General features: G+C 65.1%; 15 protein-coding genes and 1 riboswitch. Of the genes, 9 read left to right on the top strand and 6 right to left on the bottom strand.

Annotation, left to right across the window (positions count from 1 at the left end; genetic code table 11):
* Window positions 1-57: 57 nt before the first annotated feature.
* Window positions 58-277: riboswitch (cobalamin riboswitch) on the bottom strand.
* A gap of 40 nt (window positions 278-317) precedes the next feature.
* Complete coding sequence (gene cobO, locus JQ566_RS03520; protein WP_212370034.1) at window positions 318-953, top strand: cob(I)yrinic acid a,c-diamide adenosyltransferase; 636 nt, start codon at window positions 318-320, stop codon at window positions 951-953.
* Window positions 954-958: 5 nt separating this feature from the next.
* Entirely contained in the window at window positions 959-2,407 is a 1,449-nt protein-coding gene (locus JQ566_RS03515; RefSeq protein ID WP_212370031.1) for a cobyric acid synthase, read from the top strand.
* Here the strand turns inward: JQ566_RS03515 and cobD are convergent.
* Window positions 2,396-3,361: a threonine-phosphate decarboxylase CobD gene (gene cobD / locus JQ566_RS03510; RefSeq protein ID WP_212370028.1), complete on the bottom strand. Its 966-nt coding sequence runs from the start codon at window positions 3,359-3,361 to the stop codon at window positions 2,396-2,398. The genes JQ566_RS03515 and cobD overlap by 12 nt on opposite strands.
* Window positions 3,362-3,372: 11 nt before the next feature.
* Window positions 3,373-4,314: an adenosylcobinamide-phosphate synthase CbiB gene (gene cbiB / locus JQ566_RS03505; protein ID WP_349643298.1), complete on the bottom strand. Its 942-nt coding sequence runs from the start codon at window positions 4,312-4,314 to the stop codon at window positions 3,373-3,375.
* A gap of 126 nt (window positions 4,315-4,440) precedes the next feature.
* Here cbiB and cobU point away from each other — a divergent pair, with 126 nt between their 5' ends.
* The 5 genes from cobU to JQ566_RS03480 all read left to right on the top strand — a co-directional run bounded on the left by cobU (window position 4,441) and on the right by JQ566_RS03480 (window position 10,229).
* Window positions 4,441-4,944, top strand: a complete 504-nt coding sequence (cobU, locus tag JQ566_RS03500; RefSeq protein ID WP_212370027.1) for a bifunctional adenosylcobinamide kinase/adenosylcobinamide-phosphate guanylyltransferase — start codon at window positions 4,441-4,443, stop codon at window positions 4,942-4,944.
* On the top strand, window positions 4,941-5,723 hold the full coding sequence (cobS, locus tag JQ566_RS03495) for an adenosylcobinamide-GDP ribazoletransferase (protein WP_212370024.1): 783 nt from the start codon (window positions 4,941-4,943) through the stop codon (window positions 5,721-5,723). The genes cobU and cobS overlap by 4 nt, the downstream gene beginning before the upstream one ends.
* 4 nt (window positions 5,724-5,727) lie before the next feature.
* Window positions 5,728-6,360 carry a 5,6-dimethylbenzimidazole synthase gene (gene bluB / locus JQ566_RS03490; RefSeq protein WP_212370021.1) on the top strand — a complete coding sequence of 211 codons (633 nt, stop codon included), beginning with the start codon at window positions 5,728-5,730 and terminating at the stop codon, window positions 6,358-6,360.
* Between the two features lie 144 nt (window positions 6,361-6,504).
* The gene (locus JQ566_RS03485) at window positions 6,505-7,539 is read left to right on the top strand and encodes an ABC transporter substrate-binding protein (protein WP_212370018.1); all 1,035 of its coding nucleotides are present in this window, start codon (window positions 6,505-6,507) and stop codon (window positions 7,537-7,539) included.
* Window positions 7,536-10,229 (top strand): hybrid sensor histidine kinase/response regulator, encoded by a 2,694-nt coding sequence (locus JQ566_RS03480; protein WP_212370015.1) that lies wholly within the window; start codon window positions 7,536-7,538, stop codon window positions 10,227-10,229. Before JQ566_RS03485 ends, JQ566_RS03480 begins: the two co-directional genes overlap by 4 nt.
* A 605-nt stretch (window positions 10,230-10,834) precedes the next feature.
* Here JQ566_RS03480 and JQ566_RS03475 read toward each other — a convergent pair.
* Together JQ566_RS03475 and JQ566_RS03470 are read right to left on the bottom strand one after the other, a co-directional pair.
* Window positions 10,835-11,311 carry a hypothetical protein gene (locus tag JQ566_RS03475; protein ID WP_197946627.1) on the bottom strand — a complete coding sequence of 159 codons (477 nt, stop codon included), beginning with the start codon at window positions 11,309-11,311 and terminating at the stop codon, window positions 10,835-10,837.
* 354 nt (window positions 11,312-11,665) lie between these two features.
* Window positions 11,666-12,589, bottom strand: a complete 924-nt coding sequence (locus JQ566_RS03470; protein ID WP_212370012.1) for a LysR family transcriptional regulator — start codon at window positions 12,587-12,589, stop codon at window positions 11,666-11,668.
* Between the two features lie 129 nt (window positions 12,590-12,718).
* Between JQ566_RS03470 and JQ566_RS03465 the strand changes: the two genes are divergently transcribed.
* The gene (locus JQ566_RS03465; RefSeq protein WP_212370009.1) at window positions 12,719-13,657 is read left to right on the top strand and encodes a ring-cleaving dioxygenase; all 939 of its coding nucleotides are present in this window, start codon (window positions 12,719-12,721) and stop codon (window positions 13,655-13,657) included.
* Complete coding sequence (locus JQ566_RS03460) at window positions 13,654-14,280, top strand: alpha/beta hydrolase (protein WP_212370006.1); 627 nt, start codon at window positions 13,654-13,656, stop codon at window positions 14,278-14,280. The genes JQ566_RS03465 and JQ566_RS03460 overlap by 4 nt, the downstream gene beginning before the upstream one ends.
* A gap of 173 nt (window positions 14,281-14,453) precedes the next feature.
* On the opposite strand, the gene JQ566_RS03455 is transcribed toward JQ566_RS03460, so the two are convergent.
* The gene (locus JQ566_RS03455) at window positions 14,454-15,428 is read right to left on the bottom strand and encodes a magnesium transporter CorA family protein (RefSeq protein ID WP_212370003.1); all 975 of its coding nucleotides are present in this window, start codon (window positions 15,426-15,428) and stop codon (window positions 14,454-14,456) included.
* Between the two features lie 292 nt (window positions 15,429-15,720).
* Window positions 15,721-19,617, bottom strand: a complete 3,897-nt coding sequence (locus JQ566_RS03450) for a LuxR C-terminal-related transcriptional regulator (protein WP_212370000.1) — start codon at window positions 19,615-19,617, stop codon at window positions 15,721-15,723.
* Window positions 19,618-19,756: the final 139 nt, after the last annotated feature.

Raw genomic sequence — 19,756 nt, 5'->3', positions numbered from 1 at the left:
ACGGACCATTCTTCAGAAGGCCCGTTTCCCCGTCGCGGAACACCCCGTCCGCCGGTCCAAAACTCGTCCGCGCTGGCAGGTCTCCCGGCTTGCGGAGCAGGGTCTTGCCCTTCGATCCCCGCCTTCCCGATTCCGAAAGGAATCAGTGGCTTCGGGCATCTCTCCGGTCACGGTCGCGGGGGCGGCTGCATTTTGGACCCAAATCTTGCCGATTCGGACCCTATCGCATTCCCTCTTCGCCTGTCATAGGACAGGAACCAACGCCGGGCCACCATTTGCCGGTGGCCGCCACTTGTCAAGCCGAAGGACCGGGACCGATGACGCCTGAACCGGATACTCGAACAGCCGAGGAAACCGACGCCCGGCACGCCCAGAAAATGGCGAAGAAGAAGGCCGCCCGCGACAAGATCATGGCGACCAAGAGCGGCGAAAAGGGCCTGATCATCGTCCACACCGGCGCCGGCAAGGGAAAATCCTCCTCGGCCTTCGGCATGATCGTGCGCTGCGTCGCCCATGGCCTGCCCTGCGCGGTCGTGCAGTTCATCAAGGGCGCCTGGGACACCGGCGAGCGGCGGCTGCTCACCGGCCATTTCGGCGACCTCTGCCAGTTCCATGCCATGGGCGAAGGCTTTACGTGGGAGACGCAGGACCGCACCCGCGACATCGCCGCCGCACGCGCCGGCTGGGAGAAGGCCAAGGAGCTGATCCTCGACGAGCGGCTGCGCATGGTCGTGCTCGACGAGATCAACATCGCGCTGCGCTACGACTATCTCGACATCGCCGAGGTGGTGGAATTTCTGACGACGCAAAAGCCTGCGATGACGCATGTCGTCCTCACCGGGCGCAACGCCAAGGACGAGCTGATCGAGATCGCCGACCTCGTCACCGAGATGACGCTGGTCAAGCACCCCTTCCGCTCCGGCATCAAGGCCCAGGCCGGCGTCGAGTTCTGAATTCGATGGCACGCGCGCTGATGATCCAGGGGGCGGGCTCGGACGTGGGCAAATCGCTCATCGTCGCCGGCCTCGCGCGCGCCTTCACCCGGCGGGACTTGCGCGTGCTCCCGTTCAAGCCGCAGAACATGTCGAACAATGCCGCGGTCACCGTCGACGGCGGCGAGATCGGCCGCGCCCAGGCGCTGCAGGCGCTCGCCGCCGGTGTCGAGCCGCACACCGACATGAACCCGGTTCTGCTCAAGCCCGAGACCGATGTCGGCGCGCAGGTCATCGTTCACGGCAAGCGGATCGCGACAGCGCGTGCGCGCGACTATGCGGCGATGAAGCCATCATTGATGGGCGCGGTGCTGGAGAGCTTCGAGCGGCTGAAGGCACGCGCCGATCTCGTGCTGGTCGAGGGCGCCGGCAGTCCGGCCGAGGTGAACCTGCGCAAGGCCGACATCGCCAATATGGGCTTTGCGCGCAAGGCGAACGTGCCGGTCGTGCTGGTCGGCGACATCGACCGCGGCGGCGTCATCGCCCAGCTCGTTGGGATCAAGACGGTGATCGATCCCGACGATGCCGCGATGATCAAGGGTTTTGTCATCAACAAGTTCCGCGGCGATCCCACGCTGTTCGACGACGGTTATAGGCTGATCGAGAAAAAGACCGAATGGCGCGGCCTTGGCGTGCTGCCCTGGTTTCCGCGCGCCGGCGAGCTCCCGGCCGAGGACGCGCTGGGCCTGAGCGATGCGCGCAAGCCCGGCCAATGCAAGATCGCCTGCCTGGCGCTCTCGCGGATCGCCAACTTCGACGATCTTGATCCGCTCAAGCTCGAGCCGGGCGTCGATCTCGTGATGGTCCGCCCGGGCGAAGCGATTCCCGGCGATGTCAGCCTCGTCATCATCCCCGGCTCAAAATCCACCCGCGGCGACCTCGCCTTCTTGCGCGCACAGGGCTGGGACATCGATCTCCTCGCGCACCTCCGCCGCGGCGGCCATGTGCTCGGCCTCTGCGGCGGCTATCAGATGCTCGGGCGCAGCGTCGCTGATCCCGATGGCATCGAGGGCCCTGCGGGCGAGACACCGGGCCTCGGACTTCTGGACGTGAAGACAGTGATGAGCCCGCAGAAGACGCTGACGCGGGTTGCGGCCGTGCATGCGGCCACCGAGCAGCCGATCGAAGCCTACGAAATCCATATCGGCCGCACCGACGGCCCCGACTGCGCCCGCCCATTCGCGATACTGAATGGCGAGCCGGAAGGCGCGATCTCGCCGGATGGACGCGTGCAAGGCAGCTATCTGCATGGCCTGTTCACGTCGGATGATTTCCGCAAGGTGTTCTTGGCCAAGCTCGACATTCCCGCGGGCGATGAGCCCTATCACGCCAGGGTCGAAAGCGCGCTCGAGGCGCTGGCCGATCACATCGAAGCCCATCTCGACGTCGAAGGCCTGCTCGCGCTAGCGCGCTAGGACCTCGGCAAGGCGCGCCCATTCGGCTTCGCTGCCGGGAAGCCCGAGCCGCAGCCATGTCGGCTCTTGCGCGAAGACGCGGGACCAGATGTGGCCATGTGCGAGCGTCTCCTGCGCGGCCAGCGCGTCAGGTGTCTGGTAAAGACGAAACAGCGGCGTGCCGCCGATAAGCCGCCAGCCTTGCGACAGCACCATGGTATCGAGACGAACACAGTCGCGGGCGAGCCGCGCCGACGTGGCCTCGGCCCAGGCATCATCGCGCAAGGCCTGGCAGCCGATCGCAATCGCCGCCCCCGAGACCGGCCACGGACCTGACATTGCCGCGAGCTTGGCGATGTCGGCGGCATTGCCGATTGCGAAGCCGAGCCGAAGGCCGGCAAGACCATAAAACTTACCGAACGAGCGCAGCACCAATAGTCCCGGCCGATCCGCTTCGGACGCAAGCGACAGCTGCGGATCGGTATCCGCAAAGCTCTCGTCGATGACGAGGCGGCCGGCGCACGGGAGCAATGCCAGCAAGTCCTTTGGCGTATGACGCCGGCCATCCGGATTGTTGGGATTGACGACGATGGCGAGATCCGCGCCCGCCAGCCCATCGAGCTCCGCAACCTCCTCGACATCCCAGCCCGCGGCCGACAGGACCCCGGCATATTCATTGTAGGTCGGCGCGAGGATGCGCGCGCGCCCGCGCGTCGCGAGTTGCGGCAGCAATTGAATGACGGCCTGGGCACCGCCCGTCGCAACAACCGGTGCGCTCGTGCGATAGGCGTGCCGCGCCGCACGATGCAAGGCATCGATCTCGGCACGCGACGGCAGCGCGCTCCACGCGTGCGCGCTCACCTCCCCCACCGGATAAGGCACGCGGTTGATGCCGGTCGACAGATCGATCCAATCCTCCGCGCGGCCGCCAAACCGCTGCCGGGCCAGATCGAGATTTCCACCATGTTCGCGCATGCCCCGTTCTTTCACGCGAAAGCCAGGACCGCAAGGAGGCCGGCGAGCAACAGCATGGCGCGACGGTAGACGGCCAGTGCCTCGCCGATGTCGGGGGCGCGCGGATCGCGCGCGCCTTCGTTAAGCCAGGGCTCATGCGTGATGCTGCTGTGATAGATACGGGGGCCGCTGAGCCGCACGCCAAGCCCGCCCGCCATCGCCGCTTCCGGCCAGCCGGCATTCGGCGAACGATGCCGGCGCGCATCGCGCGTCATGCACGCCAATGCCTCCGACCGCCGCGGCGCCAGCAGCACGAACAGGAATCCGGTCAGGCGCGCCGGAATGAAATTGGCGACATCGTCGATGCGCGCCGCCGCCCACCCAAAGGCTTCGTGCCGTTCGCTGCGATGGCCGATCATGGAGTCCAGCGTGTTGATCGCCTTGTAGCCGAGGATTCCGGGCAAGCCGAACAGCGCGCCCCAGAACACCGGCGCGACGATACCGTCGGAGGCATTTTCGGCAAGGCTCTCGATCGCCGCGCGCGCGATGCCGGCTTCATCGAGCGCCGCGGGATCGCGGCCGACGATGCGCGAGACCGCCTCGCGCGCGGCGGCAGTATCACCGGCGCTCAACGGCTTCGCGACAGCAACCACATGATCATGCAGCGAGCGCAACGCCACCAGCGGCCAGGCCAGGATGCCGGCCAACACGATCTCGATCCAGCCTGCGGGAAGCAAGGATTGAAGCCCCCAGCCGAGCGCGACGGAGAGCGCAATCACCACGAGTGCGCCGGCCACGCCAGCAGCTCGGCGCCATGCCGGCGGATCAGACGCGCGATTCCAGGCGGAGTCGATGGCGGCAATCAACCGGCCGAGCCAGGTGACGGGATGGCCGATCCGCGCGAACAGCCACGATGGCCAGCCCAGAAGGGCATCCACCGCCATCGCCACTGCCATCGCGCCCGCAAAACTCACGCAAATCTCCCGTCTCGCTCCGCCCCTGTTGCGCAAGACGACGGCCGAGCGCAAGCCCCTTGCCACCTGATTTCGGCTTTGTCTTTGGCCGCATTTGATGATTAGTGCTGGCGGCAGGAGACCTTCATGGCCGTCATTTTGATCACCGGAGGGGCGCGATCGGGCAAGAGCACCCGGGCGGAAGCGCGCGCGCGCAGCTTTCCCGGCCAGGCGGTCTACATCGCGACGGCCGAGGCGCTCGATGGCGAAATGCAGGAACGCATCGCAAGACACCGCGCGCGGCGCGGAACCGGTTGGATCGAGCGCGAAGTCCCGCTCGATCTCGTGCCCGCGCTGCTCGCAACCGATGGCGGCGGCGCGAGGCTCGTGGACTGCCTGACACTCTGGCTCTCCAACCTGATGCATGCGGCGCGCGACTGGGAGCACGAGGTGAATGCGCTTGCCGCCACCCTGCTCCATCTCAGCAGCCCCGTCGTTCTCGTCACCAACGAAGTCGGCCTCGGCATCGTGCCCGACAACGCGCTGGCGCGCAGCTTTCGCGACGCGGCCGGGATCATGAACCAGACCATTGCTGGTGTCGCCGACGAGGTCGAGTTCGTCGTCGCCGGCCTGCCGATGAAGCTGAAATGATCCCGCGCGCCGAATTTTTGCGAGACGTCGTCGCCGATCTCCGAATCGCAGCGTCGTTCGTGACGGTCCTGCCGGTGGCATCGTCGAAGCCCGCCGGTGACGGCGCGATCGCACGCGCGACCTGGGCGCTGCCCGTCGCGGGACTGCTGGTCGGCCTCGCCGGCGCCCTGGTCTACAAGATCTCCATTCGGATCGGACTGACGCCGAGCCTTGCCGCTTTGCTCGTGCTGGCCACGACCGCCCTCATCACCGGCGCGCTGCACGAGGACGGACTTGCCGACACCGCGGACGGACTTGGCGGCGGCCGCACGCGCGAGCGCAAGCTCGAGATCATGCGCGACAGCCGGATCGGGACCTATGGCGTCTGCGCGCTGATCCTGTCGTTCGGCCTGCGCTGGAGCGCGCTTGCGACGATCGCAAATCCATGGGCCGTCATGCTTGCGCTGTGCGCGGCGCACACGGCTGCCCGCGCCGGCGTGCCGGCCTTCATGTCGCTGGTCGCCCCGGCGCGGCCTGATGGGCTGTCGGCCAGCGCCGGGTCGCCGCCGGGCCGCAGCGTCGCCATCGCCTTCGCCGTTGGAACGCTCGCGCTTGCCCTGGCGTTGGGGCCGGGCAAGGCTCTGGTCGGCCTGATCCTGCTGTCGCTCGCCGGCCTGATGCTGGCGCGGCTTGCCATCCGCCAGATCGGCGGGCAAACCGGCGATATCCTGGGCGCGTTCGAGCAGACGGGCGAGATCCTGATCCTGCTGGTGGCCGCGTCCTTTCAGATGGGGCGCTGACCTCATGGTCGAGTTCGACGATACCTTCCGCCAGCACCTGCGCGAGCTGTTCGTGTGGCGCCGCGACGTGCGCCGCTTCCGCAGCGATCCGCTGCCGACGGACGCCATCGATCGCTTGATCGAGACCGCCTGCCTCTCGCCTTCGGTCGGCCTCAGCCAGCCCTGGCGCTTCGTCACCGTCGACGATGCCGCACGGCGCCGGGCGGTCACGGACGATTTCAAGGCGTGCAACGCCGACGCGTTGAATTGCTACTCCGGCGACCGCGCAGCGCGCTATGCCACGCTGAAACTGTCGGGCCTCGAACAGGCGCCCGGCCACCTCGCCGTGTTCGCGGACAAGGCCAGCGACATCGGCCACGGCCTCGGCCGCGCCACCATGCCAGAGACGACGGAATATTCCGTGGTCGCCGCGATCATCGCGATGTGGCTCGCCGCGCGCGCGGAGGGCATCGGCCTCGGCTGGGTGTCGATCCTCAATCCGGATCGCATTCATGCCATCCTCGATGTGCCGCAATCCTGGAAATTCATCGCCTATCTCTGCATCGGCTATCCGGAAGCCGAATGCGACCGCCCCGAGCTGGAGCAGGCGAAATGGGAGCATCGGCGGGGAGCGGAGGAGTTCACGCTGCGGCGTTAGGCATGGCGCTCGAACGGCAACAGGACGGTCGCCGATGGATGGCCGGAGGCGTGCGAACGAACATTCACATGCGCCTTTCGTCGATTGTGGGCATCCCGCTTTCGCGCTAAGCATCCAGCAAAAGGCGATCGTGCAACGCATTCCATGACGGGGCAGTCTTTCGTTTCCTCGGCGATCAATCGCCGCGATGTCCTTCGCCTTGCAGGTGCATCGGCCGCGGGCTGGATCGCGCTCGGCGCAACGCCGGATCGCATGCGGATCGTCGCCTCGCTGACCGCGTTGCCGCTCGACGACGAACTGACCAGACGGAGCATGACGGACAGCCCGACCTCCCGCCTGGGCGGCCTCATTGCCGGCTTGCGGCAACGCGGCTGGGTCGAAGGCGTCAATTTCCGCCTCGAGCTCCGTTCGACCTTCGGCGCACCGGACAGACTGAAGACCGCCGTTCAAGAATTGCTCGATCTCAAGCCGGACGTGATCCTGACCGGATCGACCGTCGAGACCGCGGCCGTCCTTGCCGCCACCAAGACCATTCCGGTCGTGTTTGCGACCGCGAACGATCCGGTCGGCAATGGCTTCGTCGCAAGCCTCGCGCATCCCGGCGGCAACGCCACCGGCTTCACCAACAGCACCGCCGAGATGGGCGGCAAATGGCTCCAGCTGATCCGCGAGGCCGTGCCCGATGTCGCGCGTGTCGGTGTCCTGTTCAACCCGGCGACCACTCCGCGCGGCGGCCGCTTCTTCCTCGAATCGATCGAGCAGGAGGCCGCAGCGTCCGGCGTCTCCGCGGTCCCCGCGCCCGTCAACGCGCCAACGGAGATCGACGAAGCCATCAGGCGCTTCTCCGAACCGCCCAAGGCGGCGATGCTTGCACTCGTCGACAGCTTTCTGGTGGTGAACCGGCACGCGGTCGTCGCGGCAGCCGCCAAATACCGCGTGCCCACGATCTATCCGTTCCATTACTTCATGGATGCCGGCGGGCTGATGAGCTACGGGCCGACCCTCGAGGTGCGCTCGGCCGATTATGTCGATCTCATCCTGCGCGGCACCAAGGCCGGCGATCTGCCGGTGCAATCGCCGCGCAAATACGAGCTGCTGATCAACCGCACGGTCGCCCGCACGCTCGGCTTGACGATCCCATTCACGCTGCTCGCGCGCGCCGACGAGATCCGCGAGTGAACGAGCCGGTCGACCAGGGATCTTCGCGGACGCCTCCCGGCCGGTTGTTCAGAAAGTATCTCTACTCGATCGTCGCGCTTGCCTTTGCCGCGCTCGCCATCAGCACCGGCTTCGACGTCTGGTTCTCCTATCGCGAACAGAAGCAGCTGCTGGCGGCGACCCAACGCGAGCAGGCGGCCTCCGCAGCCATTCAGATCGGCCAGTTCATCGGCCAGATCGAGAACCAGATCAGGTGGCTCGCGCGGCTGCCGCCGGAACTGTCGACCAACGAGGACGAGCGGCTGAACGCCATCCGCCTCCTGCGCCTCTCGCCTGCGATCGCGGAGATCGCCCAGCTCGACGCGCAGGGCCGCGAGCAGGTGCGCGTGTCGCGCCGTGTCGCCGACAAGGTCGGCAGCAACGCGGACCTCTCCGCCTCGCCCGCCTTCCGCGGCGCCAATGACAGCCGGGCCTATTACGGACCCGTCTACTTCTTCGGCGACACCGAGCCGTTCATGACGCTCGCCACGCGCGGCACCGGCCGCGCTCCCGATGTGATCGTCGCCGAGGTCAATCTGCGCTTCATCTGGGACCTGGTCGCCGGGATCAGGGTCGGCAACACCGGCAAGGCCTATGTGGTCGACCGCATGGGCGTGTTGATCGCCCATCCCGACCTGTGGCGGGCGCTACAGCGCAGCGATCTCTCCGGCCAGGCCGACGTCCGCGCCGCGCTCGACGGCGTCGGGCCGCCTTCGGGCGGCCTCGTCAAGGAGGATCTGTCCGGCCAACGCGTGCTGTCGACCTATGCGACGGTGCCCTCGCTCGGCTGGCTGGTGTTCGTCGAGTTGCCGCTCACCGAAGCTTACGCGCCGATCTACGCCTCGATCGGCCGCTCGACCTTTCTCCTCGTCATCCTGCTGGTCGGTGCGGTGCTGGTGTCGCTCGTTCTCAGCCGGCGCATGACCGTGCCGATCCAGATGCTGACGCAAGGAGCCAAGCGGATCGGCAGCGGCGATCTCGGCCAGCGGCTCGCGATCAGGACCGGTGACGAGCTGGAGGCGCTCGGCGACCAGTTCAACCGCATGGCGGCGCATCTTCGCGAGTCCTATGCCACGCTCGAGCGCAAGGTGGTCGAGCGCACCTCGGAGCTCGAGAAGGCGCGCGACCAGGCGCTTGCCGAGCACGACGCCGCCGAGCGCGCGCGTAGCGCGGCCGTAGCGGCCAACGAGACCAAGTCGCGCTTCCTCGCCGTCGTCAGCCACGAGTTGCGCACGCCGCTGAACGGCGTCATGGGCGTGCTGCAATTATTGGACGACGGCAGCCTCAGCGAGGCCCAGCGCCGTCACCTCGCCACCGCGGCGGCGTCGGGGGAAACGCTGATCGCGCTGGTCGATGCGGTGCTGGAATATGCGCGCCTCGAGGCCAGCACCGAAATGCTGGAGACGCGCGACTTCCGTCTCGACCAGCTCATCGAGGCCGCGGCCGATCTGATGCGCCCGCAGGCCCTGGACAAGGGTCTGACCTTCGACCTCGCCGGCGATGCGACGGTCAACACCGCCGCGCATGGCGATCCCGTCAGGCTCAATCGCATCCTGCTCAATCTGATCGGCAACGCGATCAAGTTCACCCCGAGCGGCGGGATCGGCGTGAACGCGGCAGCCGAGCGGCACGACGATCACGTGCTGCTTCGCATCACCGTTCGCGACACCGGCATCGGCATCGCGCCCGACCTGCACGAGCGGATCTTCGAGGATTTCGTCCAGGCCGACGACAGCATCGCGCGGGGCTTCGGCGGCACCGGCCTTGGCCTTGCGATCGCACGCCGCCTCACCCGACTGATGCACGGCGAGTTGACGGTTGAGAGCACGCCGGGCGCAGGCAGCACCTTCACGCTCGAAGTGCCGCTTGGCCTTGCTGGAAACGGCATCGCGCAAGGCGCGCTTGCGCCGCCGTCGCGACAGCTGCATGCGCTGCTGGTCGACGACGATCCCGTCAATTGCGAAGTCGGCGAAGCGATTCTGAAGAGGCTCGGCCACCGCGCCACGATCGCCAGGAACGGCACATCGGCCGTCGAGCTCGCCCGCGACCAGGCGTTCGACGTCATCCTGATGGATCTGCACATGCCCGACATGGACGGAGTCGAGGCGGCGTCGCGGATCGCCAAGCTCGGTCTGCCGAAGATGCCGCGCATTATCGCCGTGACCGCGGACGTGTCCACCAGCGCCCGAGAACGGCTCGCCGGCGCCGGCATTGCCAAGGTCGTCAGCAAGCCGATCCTGATCAACGCGCTGCGCGAAGCGATCGAGGACGATGCCGCGCAGGAGACGACCGCAACACAGCTTGCGGCCGGTGCATTGATCGACCGGCACTTTCTCGAAGACCAGCGGGAGCTGCTCGGCGCCGCGCAAATCGACAGGCTCCACCATCTGCTGGACGAGACCGGCGAGAAGCTGATCGAGGACATCACCAAGGCCGCCGCGATTGGCGATCACGCCCAGCTGGCACGATCCGCGCATCAGCTCGGCAGCGCGGCGAGTGCGCTCGGTCTCGTCCGCCTGTTCGAACGCTGCCGCGAGATCGAGCTGGCGGCGGCCGCGATGCCCCTGCAGGAATGCCCGGGTGCGGCTCGCGAACTCGCCGCGCTGCGGGAAGCGTCGATGAGCGCGCTTGACGATCTGCTCCGCCCCGCCGAGCAGCGCCCGCTCGACTAAATTCGCAGCGTAGCGTCTGAGCCTACCTCAGTATGGCCACGTCATACCCCCGCACAATGGCGACAACCAAGTGCTCTTGCTATTTACAAACGCAGAGTGAAAGGCAACGGAACCGGCCCCGCGAGCCGGCAGTTGCAGGACAAGTCCGGCGGCGTAGCGCCCGCCGGCCTTTCTCCTGATCGAGCGGCAGGATGCCGCTCCAAGTCCCTGGTGTCGACCGTCACATTTGTCTGCTGAGAGTACGCTATGAGAAACATCGCCGATCTCCTCATGCGGTATTGGCAAGGGAACCAGCCTGCATCCGATACTCGGGTTGCGGCTGTAGCCGAACACCGAGATCAATCCAGCATGGCTGATTTTGTCCGCATCCTGCAGGCCTACGATCAAGGCCAGTGGGGCGACCGCGTCAGTTCGTGATACGGTCGCCGCAGCAAATCAGCGCTCAGGCCGGGCTGCGGACTGTCTCAAGCGGGTCAACAGGATCAATCTTCCGACTCCAATCGTGTTTCAGCGGGTCGCCCGGCCAGCAATGAGCCGCCGGCCGGGCCAACACCCACACGAGGGATCAACTTCCTTCGTGCCGGAAACCTGTGACCATTGCGCTGTCATGAGCCGGACGTTTTGACGACGAGCTTTATGTTCAGCAGGTTGACGCCTTTGAACGGGTTCGGCGCGCTTTCGATTGTTCCCGTACCCGTGGCGTTCGCATAAGCACCTGTGCCCGACAGAATCGTGTATTCACCCGTTGATTTGCCATCTTTGGCCGAACCAGTGTAGCGCGCCGTGATCGAGCCCTCCTCGAACGTGTAAGTGCTATAGCCGAAGAAGGGGCCCGACCCTTTGAGCAAGTCCGAAGTATTCACGAACTCTTTCACTCCGATACGGCCATCGCTGAAGACGGCGACCCCAAAGAATTTACCAGACACAACCGTCTGTCCTTCGACGTTTGCGGCCTCGATGACCTTGAGGTCGATCGGCTTCGTGATCAGCTTGAACTCGAGCACCCGCTCGCCGGCTACGGCGGGTGACGCCGCGACGGCCAATGCCAGGCCGGACAGGAAAAAGGTGAGAGACTTCCGCATAGGCTCCTCCTGCTTGTTGAAATCAAGTCGAGAAGTGCCGGCGAGCTACACATCATGCCGCCGCTTTTCGCTGCGGCCTGGAAGAGAGCCCTCGGCGACGCCCCGGCAGCGGCTGAAGCTCTCTGGTCCTAAGGCGCGAAGCCGGGACGCAAATATGAGTCCCAAGCGATCGGAAGAAAGTTCAGGTTTCCGTTGCGGTATAATAGTGTCCAGCCATCTGCGTGGGACTCTCAGTGGGTCGATACGGGCGATCTGATCGAGCTGACCAAAACCTGTTTCGAAGGCGCCCTTCCGCATCTTGCCCAAGGTCGACCTGTACTCGCGTTTTCCGGCAAGATCGCTGACCTCTTCCCTCTAGCGAGTCGTCGCCCTGCGCCCGCCGGCTTCGTCCACGTCGCGCCCAAACCGCTCGACCAGAAAATCGATGAACAGCCGCACCTTGACCGAAAGGTGCCGCGTCGGCGGATAGACCGCATAGAGCGCGAGCGGCGGCGCAGAATAGCTATCCAGCACCGTCCGCAGCTCGCCTTTCCGCAAGGCGTCAGCCGCGATGAACTCGGGCAGCAGCGCCAGCCCCCTGCCCTTGATCGCGACGTCGCGCAGCACCTCGGCGTTGTTCACGCAGAGTGACCATGCCGGCTGAATCCAGTGATCGCCGTCGCTGCCCGTGAGTTTCCACTGATTGCCTGTCAGCAGGAAGCCGTAGGTCAGCGAGGCGTGCTCACGCAGATCCTGCGGATGTTTCGGCGTGCCGTGGCGCGCCAGATAATCCGGCGAGGCGCAGATCATGCGCGCAACCGGCATGATCTTTCGCGCGATCAGGCTGGAGGATTCCAGCTCCGCGATCCGCAACGTCACGTCAAAGCCGTCCTGGACCGGATCGAGCAGATCGTCGCTGAGCACGATCTGGAGCTGAAGTTCAGCATAGCGCGCCATGAAATCGGCCAGCACCGGCCCGAGCCGCATGGTGCCGAACGACATCGGCGCGTTGACGCGGAGCAGCCCGCGCGGCGCCGACTGCGCCTGCGTCACCGCCTGGTCGGCGACCTCGATCTCCGAGAGGATCACGACCGCGCGCTCGAAATAGCGCTGGCCGTTCTCGGTCGGGCTGGCGTGCCGGGTGGTGCGGTTCAGGAGCTGGACGCCGAGGCTCTCCTCGAGGTCGGCGATGTACTTGCTGATCGCCGAGCGCGACAGCCGCAGCTGCCGGCCGGCCTCGGCAAAGCTGCCGCTTTCGACCACCTTCACGAAGGCCCGGAGGCTGCCGAGCTTATCCATAGGGCAACTGAAGGGATTGTTTCCAAATCGTAGACATAGCCGTCATATTTGCATGGATTGTCTCCAATCCAAAGCGGAATGATATTTCCGGCCAGAGCGCGACTGCGCCCCCGAACCTGGAGGACGACCATGTCTGGACTGCACCATGTCACCGCGATTGCCGGCGATCCCATCCGCAATTTCGGCTTTTACACCCGGGATCTCGGCCTGCGCTTCGTCAAGAAGACGGTCAATTTCGACGATCCCGGCACCTATCATTTCTATTATGGCGACGAGACCGGCCGCCCCGGCACCATCCTGACCTTCTTCCCCTGGGCCGGCGTCCCGGCCGGGCGCCGCGGCGTCGGCGAGACCCATCAGACCGCCTTCCGCGTGCCGCAGCGCTCGCTCGGCTACTGGACGCAGCGCTTCACCGAGAAGGGCATCGCTTACGAGGCGCTGGAGAAGCGCTTTGGCGAGTCCGTGCTGCCGTTCACCGATCCCGATGGTATGGCGCTCGCGCTGGTCGGCATCCCCGGTGCCGAGAACGAGCCGGGCTGGAGCAATGGCGACGTGCCGGCCGAGCATGCCATCCGCGGCTTCCACGGCGTGACGCTGCTGCTCGACAGCGCAGTGAAGACGGCTGCCGTCCTCACCGACGTGCTCGGCTTCAAGGAGACGGGACGCGAAGGCTCGGTGATCCGCTTCAAGGCACCGGGCGATGCCGAAGGCAGCGTCGTCGACATCTACGAGGCCAAGGGTTTCTTGCGCGGACATCAAGGCGGCGGCTCGGTGCATCACATCGCCTTCCGTGCGGCTGACGATGCCGAACAGGGCAGGATGGCGCAGAAGCTGGTGAGCAATCACGGCCTGCACCCGACCGAGCAGCGCGACCGCAACTACTTCCGCTCGATCTACTTCCGCGAGCCCGGCGGCGTGCTGTTCGAGATCGCGACCGACATCCCCGGCTTCGCCGTCGACGAGCCCGTCGCGACCTTGGGGCGTGACCTGAAGCTGCCGAGCTTCCTCGAACAACATCGCAAGCAGATCGAGGGGGTCTTGCCGAGCCTGGAAGAAACCGTGTCATGACCGAAACCGCATTCATCCATCGCTTCGAGCCCGCGACCAGCGCGGGCTCCCCTCCACTCCTGCTGCTGCACGGCACCGGCGGCGACGAGAACGACCTGCTCGGGCTCGGCGAGATGATCTCGCCCGGCTCCGCCCTGCTCTCGCCGCGCGGCCGCGTGCTCGAGCACGGCATGCCGCGCTTCTTCCGCCGCCTCGCTGAGGGCGTGTTCGACGAGGACGACGTGCGCCGCCGCGCGCGCGAACTCGGCGACTTCGTCGTGGAGGCGCGGCAACGTTACGGCCTTGCAGCGCCCGTCGCGGTCGGCTTCTCCAACGGCGCCAACATCGCTGCCGCGCTGTTGCTGCTGAGGCCGGAGGCGCTGTCCGGTGCAATCCTGCTGCGCGCCATGGTGCCGCTGTCGGATCCGCCGAACCCCGCGCTCGGCGGCAAGCCGGTGCTGCTGTTGTCCGGCCAGGCCGACCCGATCGTGCCGGCGAGCAATTCGGCAAGGCTCGCGGCGTTGTTGTCGGACGCCGGCGCGCGTGTCGATCACAAGGTGCTGCCATCAGGCCACCAATTGTCGCAGGCCGACGTGACGCTGGCCCGCGACTGGATCGGCAGCGTTGAGGCCGAAGCGGCATGATCTGACGAGCAGCGACAATGCGTAGGGTGGGTTACGCCTTGCCGGCTGCGCAAAGCGCAATCGGTAAGGCGTAACCCACCGCTACGGTCACCGCGCAGAGAGAGATGGTGGGTTACGTCTCGCGGATGCGCTTCGCGCAGCCGCGAGCCTAACCCACCCTACGAAACCGGCCATCACTCGAACCAGCCGCGCCGCTTGAACCAGATCAGCGGCAGCACGCCGCTGGCGATGACCGCAAGCCACGCCAGCGGATAGCCGAAGCTCCAGCCCAGCTCGGGCATGTGCTTGAAGTTCATGCCCCAGATGCCGACCATGATCGTCGGCGGCACGCCGACGACGGACACGATCGTCAGGATCTTGAACAGCTCGTTCTGCTGGATGTTGATGAAGCCGAGCACCGCATCGAGCAGCAGCTGGATCTTGTCCGTCAATCGCGTCTCGTAGTCGCTGAGCGAGACGACGTCCTTGGACACGGCCTCGAGGCGCTTCTTCGACGAAGCCGTGATCCATTCACTGCCGACATCGTCGGCAAACGAAGCGATGCGGCCAACGCCGAGCAGGACATCGCGCGCCTTGGCGAGCCGGTCGGCCAGCTCGCCGATATTCTCCAGGGCCTCGCGCATCCTGCGGCTGGAGCGCACTGGCCGTTGGGTGCGCACCAGCCCGCCCTTGAAAACGCCGCGCGAAAGCTGATCGACCTTGGCGCCGAGATGCTCCAGCACATCGGCACCGCGGTCGATCATGGCCTCGAGCAGGCTGGCGAACACGCACATGCCGTTCTCGAGGCTGTCGTCCGAGCCGACGCGCTTGCCGATGTCGTCGAAGATCGGCAGCTCTGCAAAGCGCACCGTCACCAGCACGTGCGGACCGATGACGAACCCTACCGGCGTGATCTCGGCCTCGTTGTCCTCGCTGTGCCGGACCGCAGGCGAGCTGAGATAGAGCGTGCCGTGGTCGAAGATCAGGCGGCTCGACGCCTCGATCTCGCTGAGGGACTCCTCCGAGGGAACGCGGATGCCGAGCAGTCGCTCGACGAACTGCTTCTCCTCGTCAGTCGCGTTCAAGAGATCGGCCCAGATGATCTCCGAGGGCATTTCCGCGCCGATGCCGCGCCAGTCGTCAGACGGCCATCTGTAAAGCCTAAGCAAGAACCGAACTCCGTGGCCGCATCGTCATGCCGGGTGGTGCATGGCCGTCACCGCCGACTAACGCATGAGAGTTCCAAACGTTCAAGACCCCCTTATGCGACAGCGGTATCCGCGCCCCTCTCACCAATGCTTCCGCGAGCAACAGATGGCCGAAAACAGCCGTCGCACGCCCACGTTCATTCCAGACCAACGATTGATCGGCAACCGCTGCTGACTACAGGAGATGTGAACCCCTGGCGTGCAAAATGCGACATGGGCCGGAGCGGCTTTCGGTCAATGACGATGCAACGTTTCAAATCAGCAAATCGTGAGGCGCAGGTACGATGCCGTGATGCGGACCATTGTTGCCGTGGCTGGCCGCGTGTTCGTCCAGTGCATGAGGGACCATTTTGACGATCATCTCGAGGTCTTCTTCGTGACGAAGCGAAACGTGCGGATCGAGAGGATCACTCAGTTCTTCAAGCTCGACGACCGTGACGAGAGTGGACGGAGCTGTCTCGCCATCGAAGCGGAATACCAGTTCTTGATCTGCCCCGCCGATCCCGGACACAGCTTTAGCCGGCTGCGCGGCTTCTGATGCCGTTGCAGCGGATTGCGCAGCCTGCTGCGCGTTTCCGCCTCCAGCATCACCGCCGGCTGCGACGCCCGGTTCGACAATCTCGCCTCCTTCCGGCGTGTTTGCAGAGGTTGAGTGCCCCGAGTTGCCGTGTTCCGCAACGGCCGGTTCTGCCATCGCCTCCGCCGCTGGCGCCGGCGCCCCGTCCGAAGCCGGAGCGTGATGCTCGGCGCCATTGCCGATGCCGTTGCCCGGGACGACGTCAGCTTCAGTTACCTCCGTGGCTGCCACCTTTGCAGACCCTGGCTCCCAAGCGTGCTGCGAGTTACCGCGGCCCCCGCTGTCCACCGTTGCGATGCTCGGTTCGACGATCTCGGGGGCTTTCGGCGCGTCTGCAGAGGTTGGGTGTAGACCGTGCCCCGAGTTGCCGTGTTCCGCGACGACCGGTTCTGCCATCGTCTCTGCCGCTGACGCCCTCGCCCCGTCCGAAGCCGGTGCGTGATGCTCGGCGCCATTGCCGATGCCGTGGCCCGGGATGAAGTCGGCTTCAGTCACCTCCGTGGCTGCCAGCTTTGCAGACCCTGGCTCCAAAGCGTGCTGCGAGTTACCGCGGCCCGCGCCGTCGGCTGTTGTGACGCTCGGTTCGACGATTTCCGCTTCTTTCGGTGCGTTTGCAGAGCTTGGGTGTAGATCGTGGCCCGAGTTGCCATGTTCGACCCCGTCGCCTGGTTCTGCCTTCTTCGCTGCCCCGCGCGAACCGTCCGCAGCCGAGGCATGATGCTCAGTGCCATTGCCGACGCCGTCGTCCGGCGTGGACCTCGCTTCGGCCGCCGCCTTCGCAGAGCCTGGCTCCAAAGCGTGGTGCGAGTTACTGCGGCCCGCGCTGTCGGCGCCTGCGATGCTCGGTTCGACGATCTCGGCTGCTGCTGGTGCGCTTGCAGCGGCTGCGTGTGAGTCGTGCCCCGAATTGCCGTGTTCCACGCCACCTCGTTCCGCCGTCTTCGCTGGCCCTCGCGCAGCGTCCGAAGCCGGAGCGCGATGCTCGGCGCCGTTGCCCGGTTTCACGCCGGCTTCAATCGAATCCGTGCCTGCTGCCTTTGCAGGTCCTGGCTCCGAAGCATGCTGCGAGTTGCCGCGGACGGCGCTAGCGGCTGATGCCACGCCCTGATCGATCTCGGCTGCTTCCGGCGCGCTTGTTGCAGCGGTTGAGTGCCCGGACTTGCCGTGCTCCACGCCGCCTGGTTCTGCCGTCTTCGCCGACCCCGGCGCAGCGTTCGAAGCCGGTGCGTGATGCTCGGCGTCATTGCCCGGATTGGAGCCGGATTTAGCCGACGCAGGCTCTGGCTCCGAAGCGTGCTGCGAGTTGCCGTTGCCCGTGCCCGCGGCCGTTGCGACGCTCGGTCCGACCGCCTCGTTCGGCCCAGTCGACAAAATGCCGGTGTCCGTCTTGATCGGCTCACTCTTGAACGCGAGGTTTCCAACTGCCGCAGCCGTCGCGCTGTAAGCAGGCGCGATTGATGATACGCGAGCCGATACGACAGAGGCACCATCGCTCTCTTCCGTTGCATCCGCCGAATCGCTCGTGACGGTTCTGAACCTCGTCGATGCCCCTGAGCCGGCCCGGGTCTGCCCGAATTGAAACCTCAAGCCGTCGTCGGCCACTCTGTTCCAGACTCCCTCCGTCCCGATTGCGCTCTCGCTCGCCCCGCCATGGACATTGTCCGCACTCAGAACAGTCTCATCGGTTGCGGCTATCGATATCAGCGCTCCTTCCAGCTCTTCCAAGGTGATCGCGACCGCCGCGCCTTCCGGCTGGCCGACGAAATCCGACCCCGCAATGGATACGATCCCCTGCAGATGGATTTCCACCAGGCCGCGATCCCCGATATCAAGTACATGATCGGTCGGATTCACATAGACGATCGTTTCATTGGTTGCAGGGTTGTAGATCCAGGCGAGGGTGTGTGGCGGTATGGACTTGCTTGCCGCTGTCATATGCAGCCAGGCAAGGGCTCCGAAAGCCGCAAGATTGATCCTGCTCGACCCGGATCCGAAATCAAAGACGGCGTCGGAAGAGGTAGAATTGGAATCGATCGGGGAGCGATGAACAGCGTTTTCAACGACGTTGCCGCCCATCAGTTGATCGCGGCTATATCCGCCAATGCTGGCATCGTGACCAAAGTCCAACAAGCCAATAGGTTTTTGGAGGTTGTCAGCCACGGCGTCGCTCACAGCGCCATGGCTGACTTGGTCCCGAGCACCTTCTCCAGCGACGCCGTCGTTTCCAGTGGTCACAAACGCGGAAGGCAGCTGGTGCCCGTGCGCAAGGAAAGCCGGGGCTGAGTTGTCTACATGATGAGCGCCGGCATCGTTAATCGCGGCCAGTTTTGTGGGCGCATTCTCTCCGGTGACGGCCACGAGGCTGTCGATCGACCCTTTACCCAGCTCATGCGACTGCAAGGCGAGCTGCGGGTCGTGCAGTGCGTAGATCAACGCACCGGCGAGAGTAGCGAAAGTGCCATACCCTCCCTGAAGCGACATCGGATTGGAAGCAAGCCGCGGGAATAGATGCTCCGGGGTCGGGTTGCCTCCAATCTGCGTGTCGTTCATTCCTCGCAGCAAAGGCGTAGCAAGATTGGGCGAGCTCGACCCAACAGAACCGTAGTCTTTCCACGGTTTCGAGCCCAGGGATTGCTCAGCTGCGTGCAGCGCCTCCGTTGCCGCCGCCGGGCTCGTGATTTGGCTCGGTTTGGCAAAAAGGTCTCTCTGGGTGAGAGTCTCGGCGGTTTCCCAGACGATGAGGTGCCGGAGAATGGCTTTTTTCCAAGGCTCATATGTCCAAGCCTCATGTTCGGCGTGCTCTCCCGCGTGGCCGATGCTGTCGTCATCCGGAAGCATGTCGTTCGCTTCCGACGCCTTGAGTTCGTCCGCAATGGCGATCGCCAGAAAGGCCAGCGCGAGCGTGCCGAAGCCGGAGGGGCGCTGCAGCAACGCGAGGGTCGCGAGCACAGTTCTGTTGCTGATCTCGAGCTTCTGAAAAATATTGTACAGGTGTACTTTGACTGTCCCTGGGGAAAGGTTCAGCTGGCGCGCGATCTCCTTGTTCGACATTCCCTCAGACACCAGTCGTACAATTTGACGCTCCCGGTGCGTCAGTAGCTCCAGCATCTTTTCAATTTTGCCGTCGGTGTCCGTGCCGGTTGGCGAGAGATCGAACTGCTCGGGCGACACACTGCGCTTCGTCATCAGTCGCAGTGATCGCAGCATGGTGCCGGGGGAGGCGGACTTCGAGATTGCGCTGCAGGCGCCAGCAGCAATCGCTGCGGTTAGATCGTAGCTGGATTCGGACTCGGTAAAGAACACCAGGCGCGTGGGAAGATTCTCAGCTTTCGCAATCGCGAGGATCTCGGATACCGTCAGATCTGGCAGGGTGTCGGCAAGAAGCGCGACGTCGGGTGTCAAATTCCGGATGGCCTCGAGACAGCTCGTCCCATCGCTGGACGATGCGACGACGTCGAAGTCATCCTGTGCCCCGAGTACCGATTTCAGCCCCTGCAGCACGATCGGCTGTCGATCTCCGATCACGAGCCGGATGCGCGCGGATATCCCCTGATCGGCAGTCACATCCAACATGGACCCAGCCTCGGCCCGGCATCTATGTGCTTCGGCATATGGCCGGGGCCGGGTGCGGGTATTAAAAAACAATTAATCGATTGGATAAAGAGGTTTAGCGGGATTAACCCTACCTAAAATAGTAAATTTTTAACGGCAT

The sequence above is a fragment of the Bradyrhizobium sp. SZCCT0231 genome (assembly GCF_018130245.1).
In the GTDB taxonomy this organism is placed as follows: domain Bacteria; phylum Pseudomonadota; class Alphaproteobacteria; order Rhizobiales; family Xanthobacteraceae; genus Bradyrhizobium; species Bradyrhizobium japonicum_F.
This window is presented reverse-complemented; position numbering and strand designations above follow the sequence as displayed.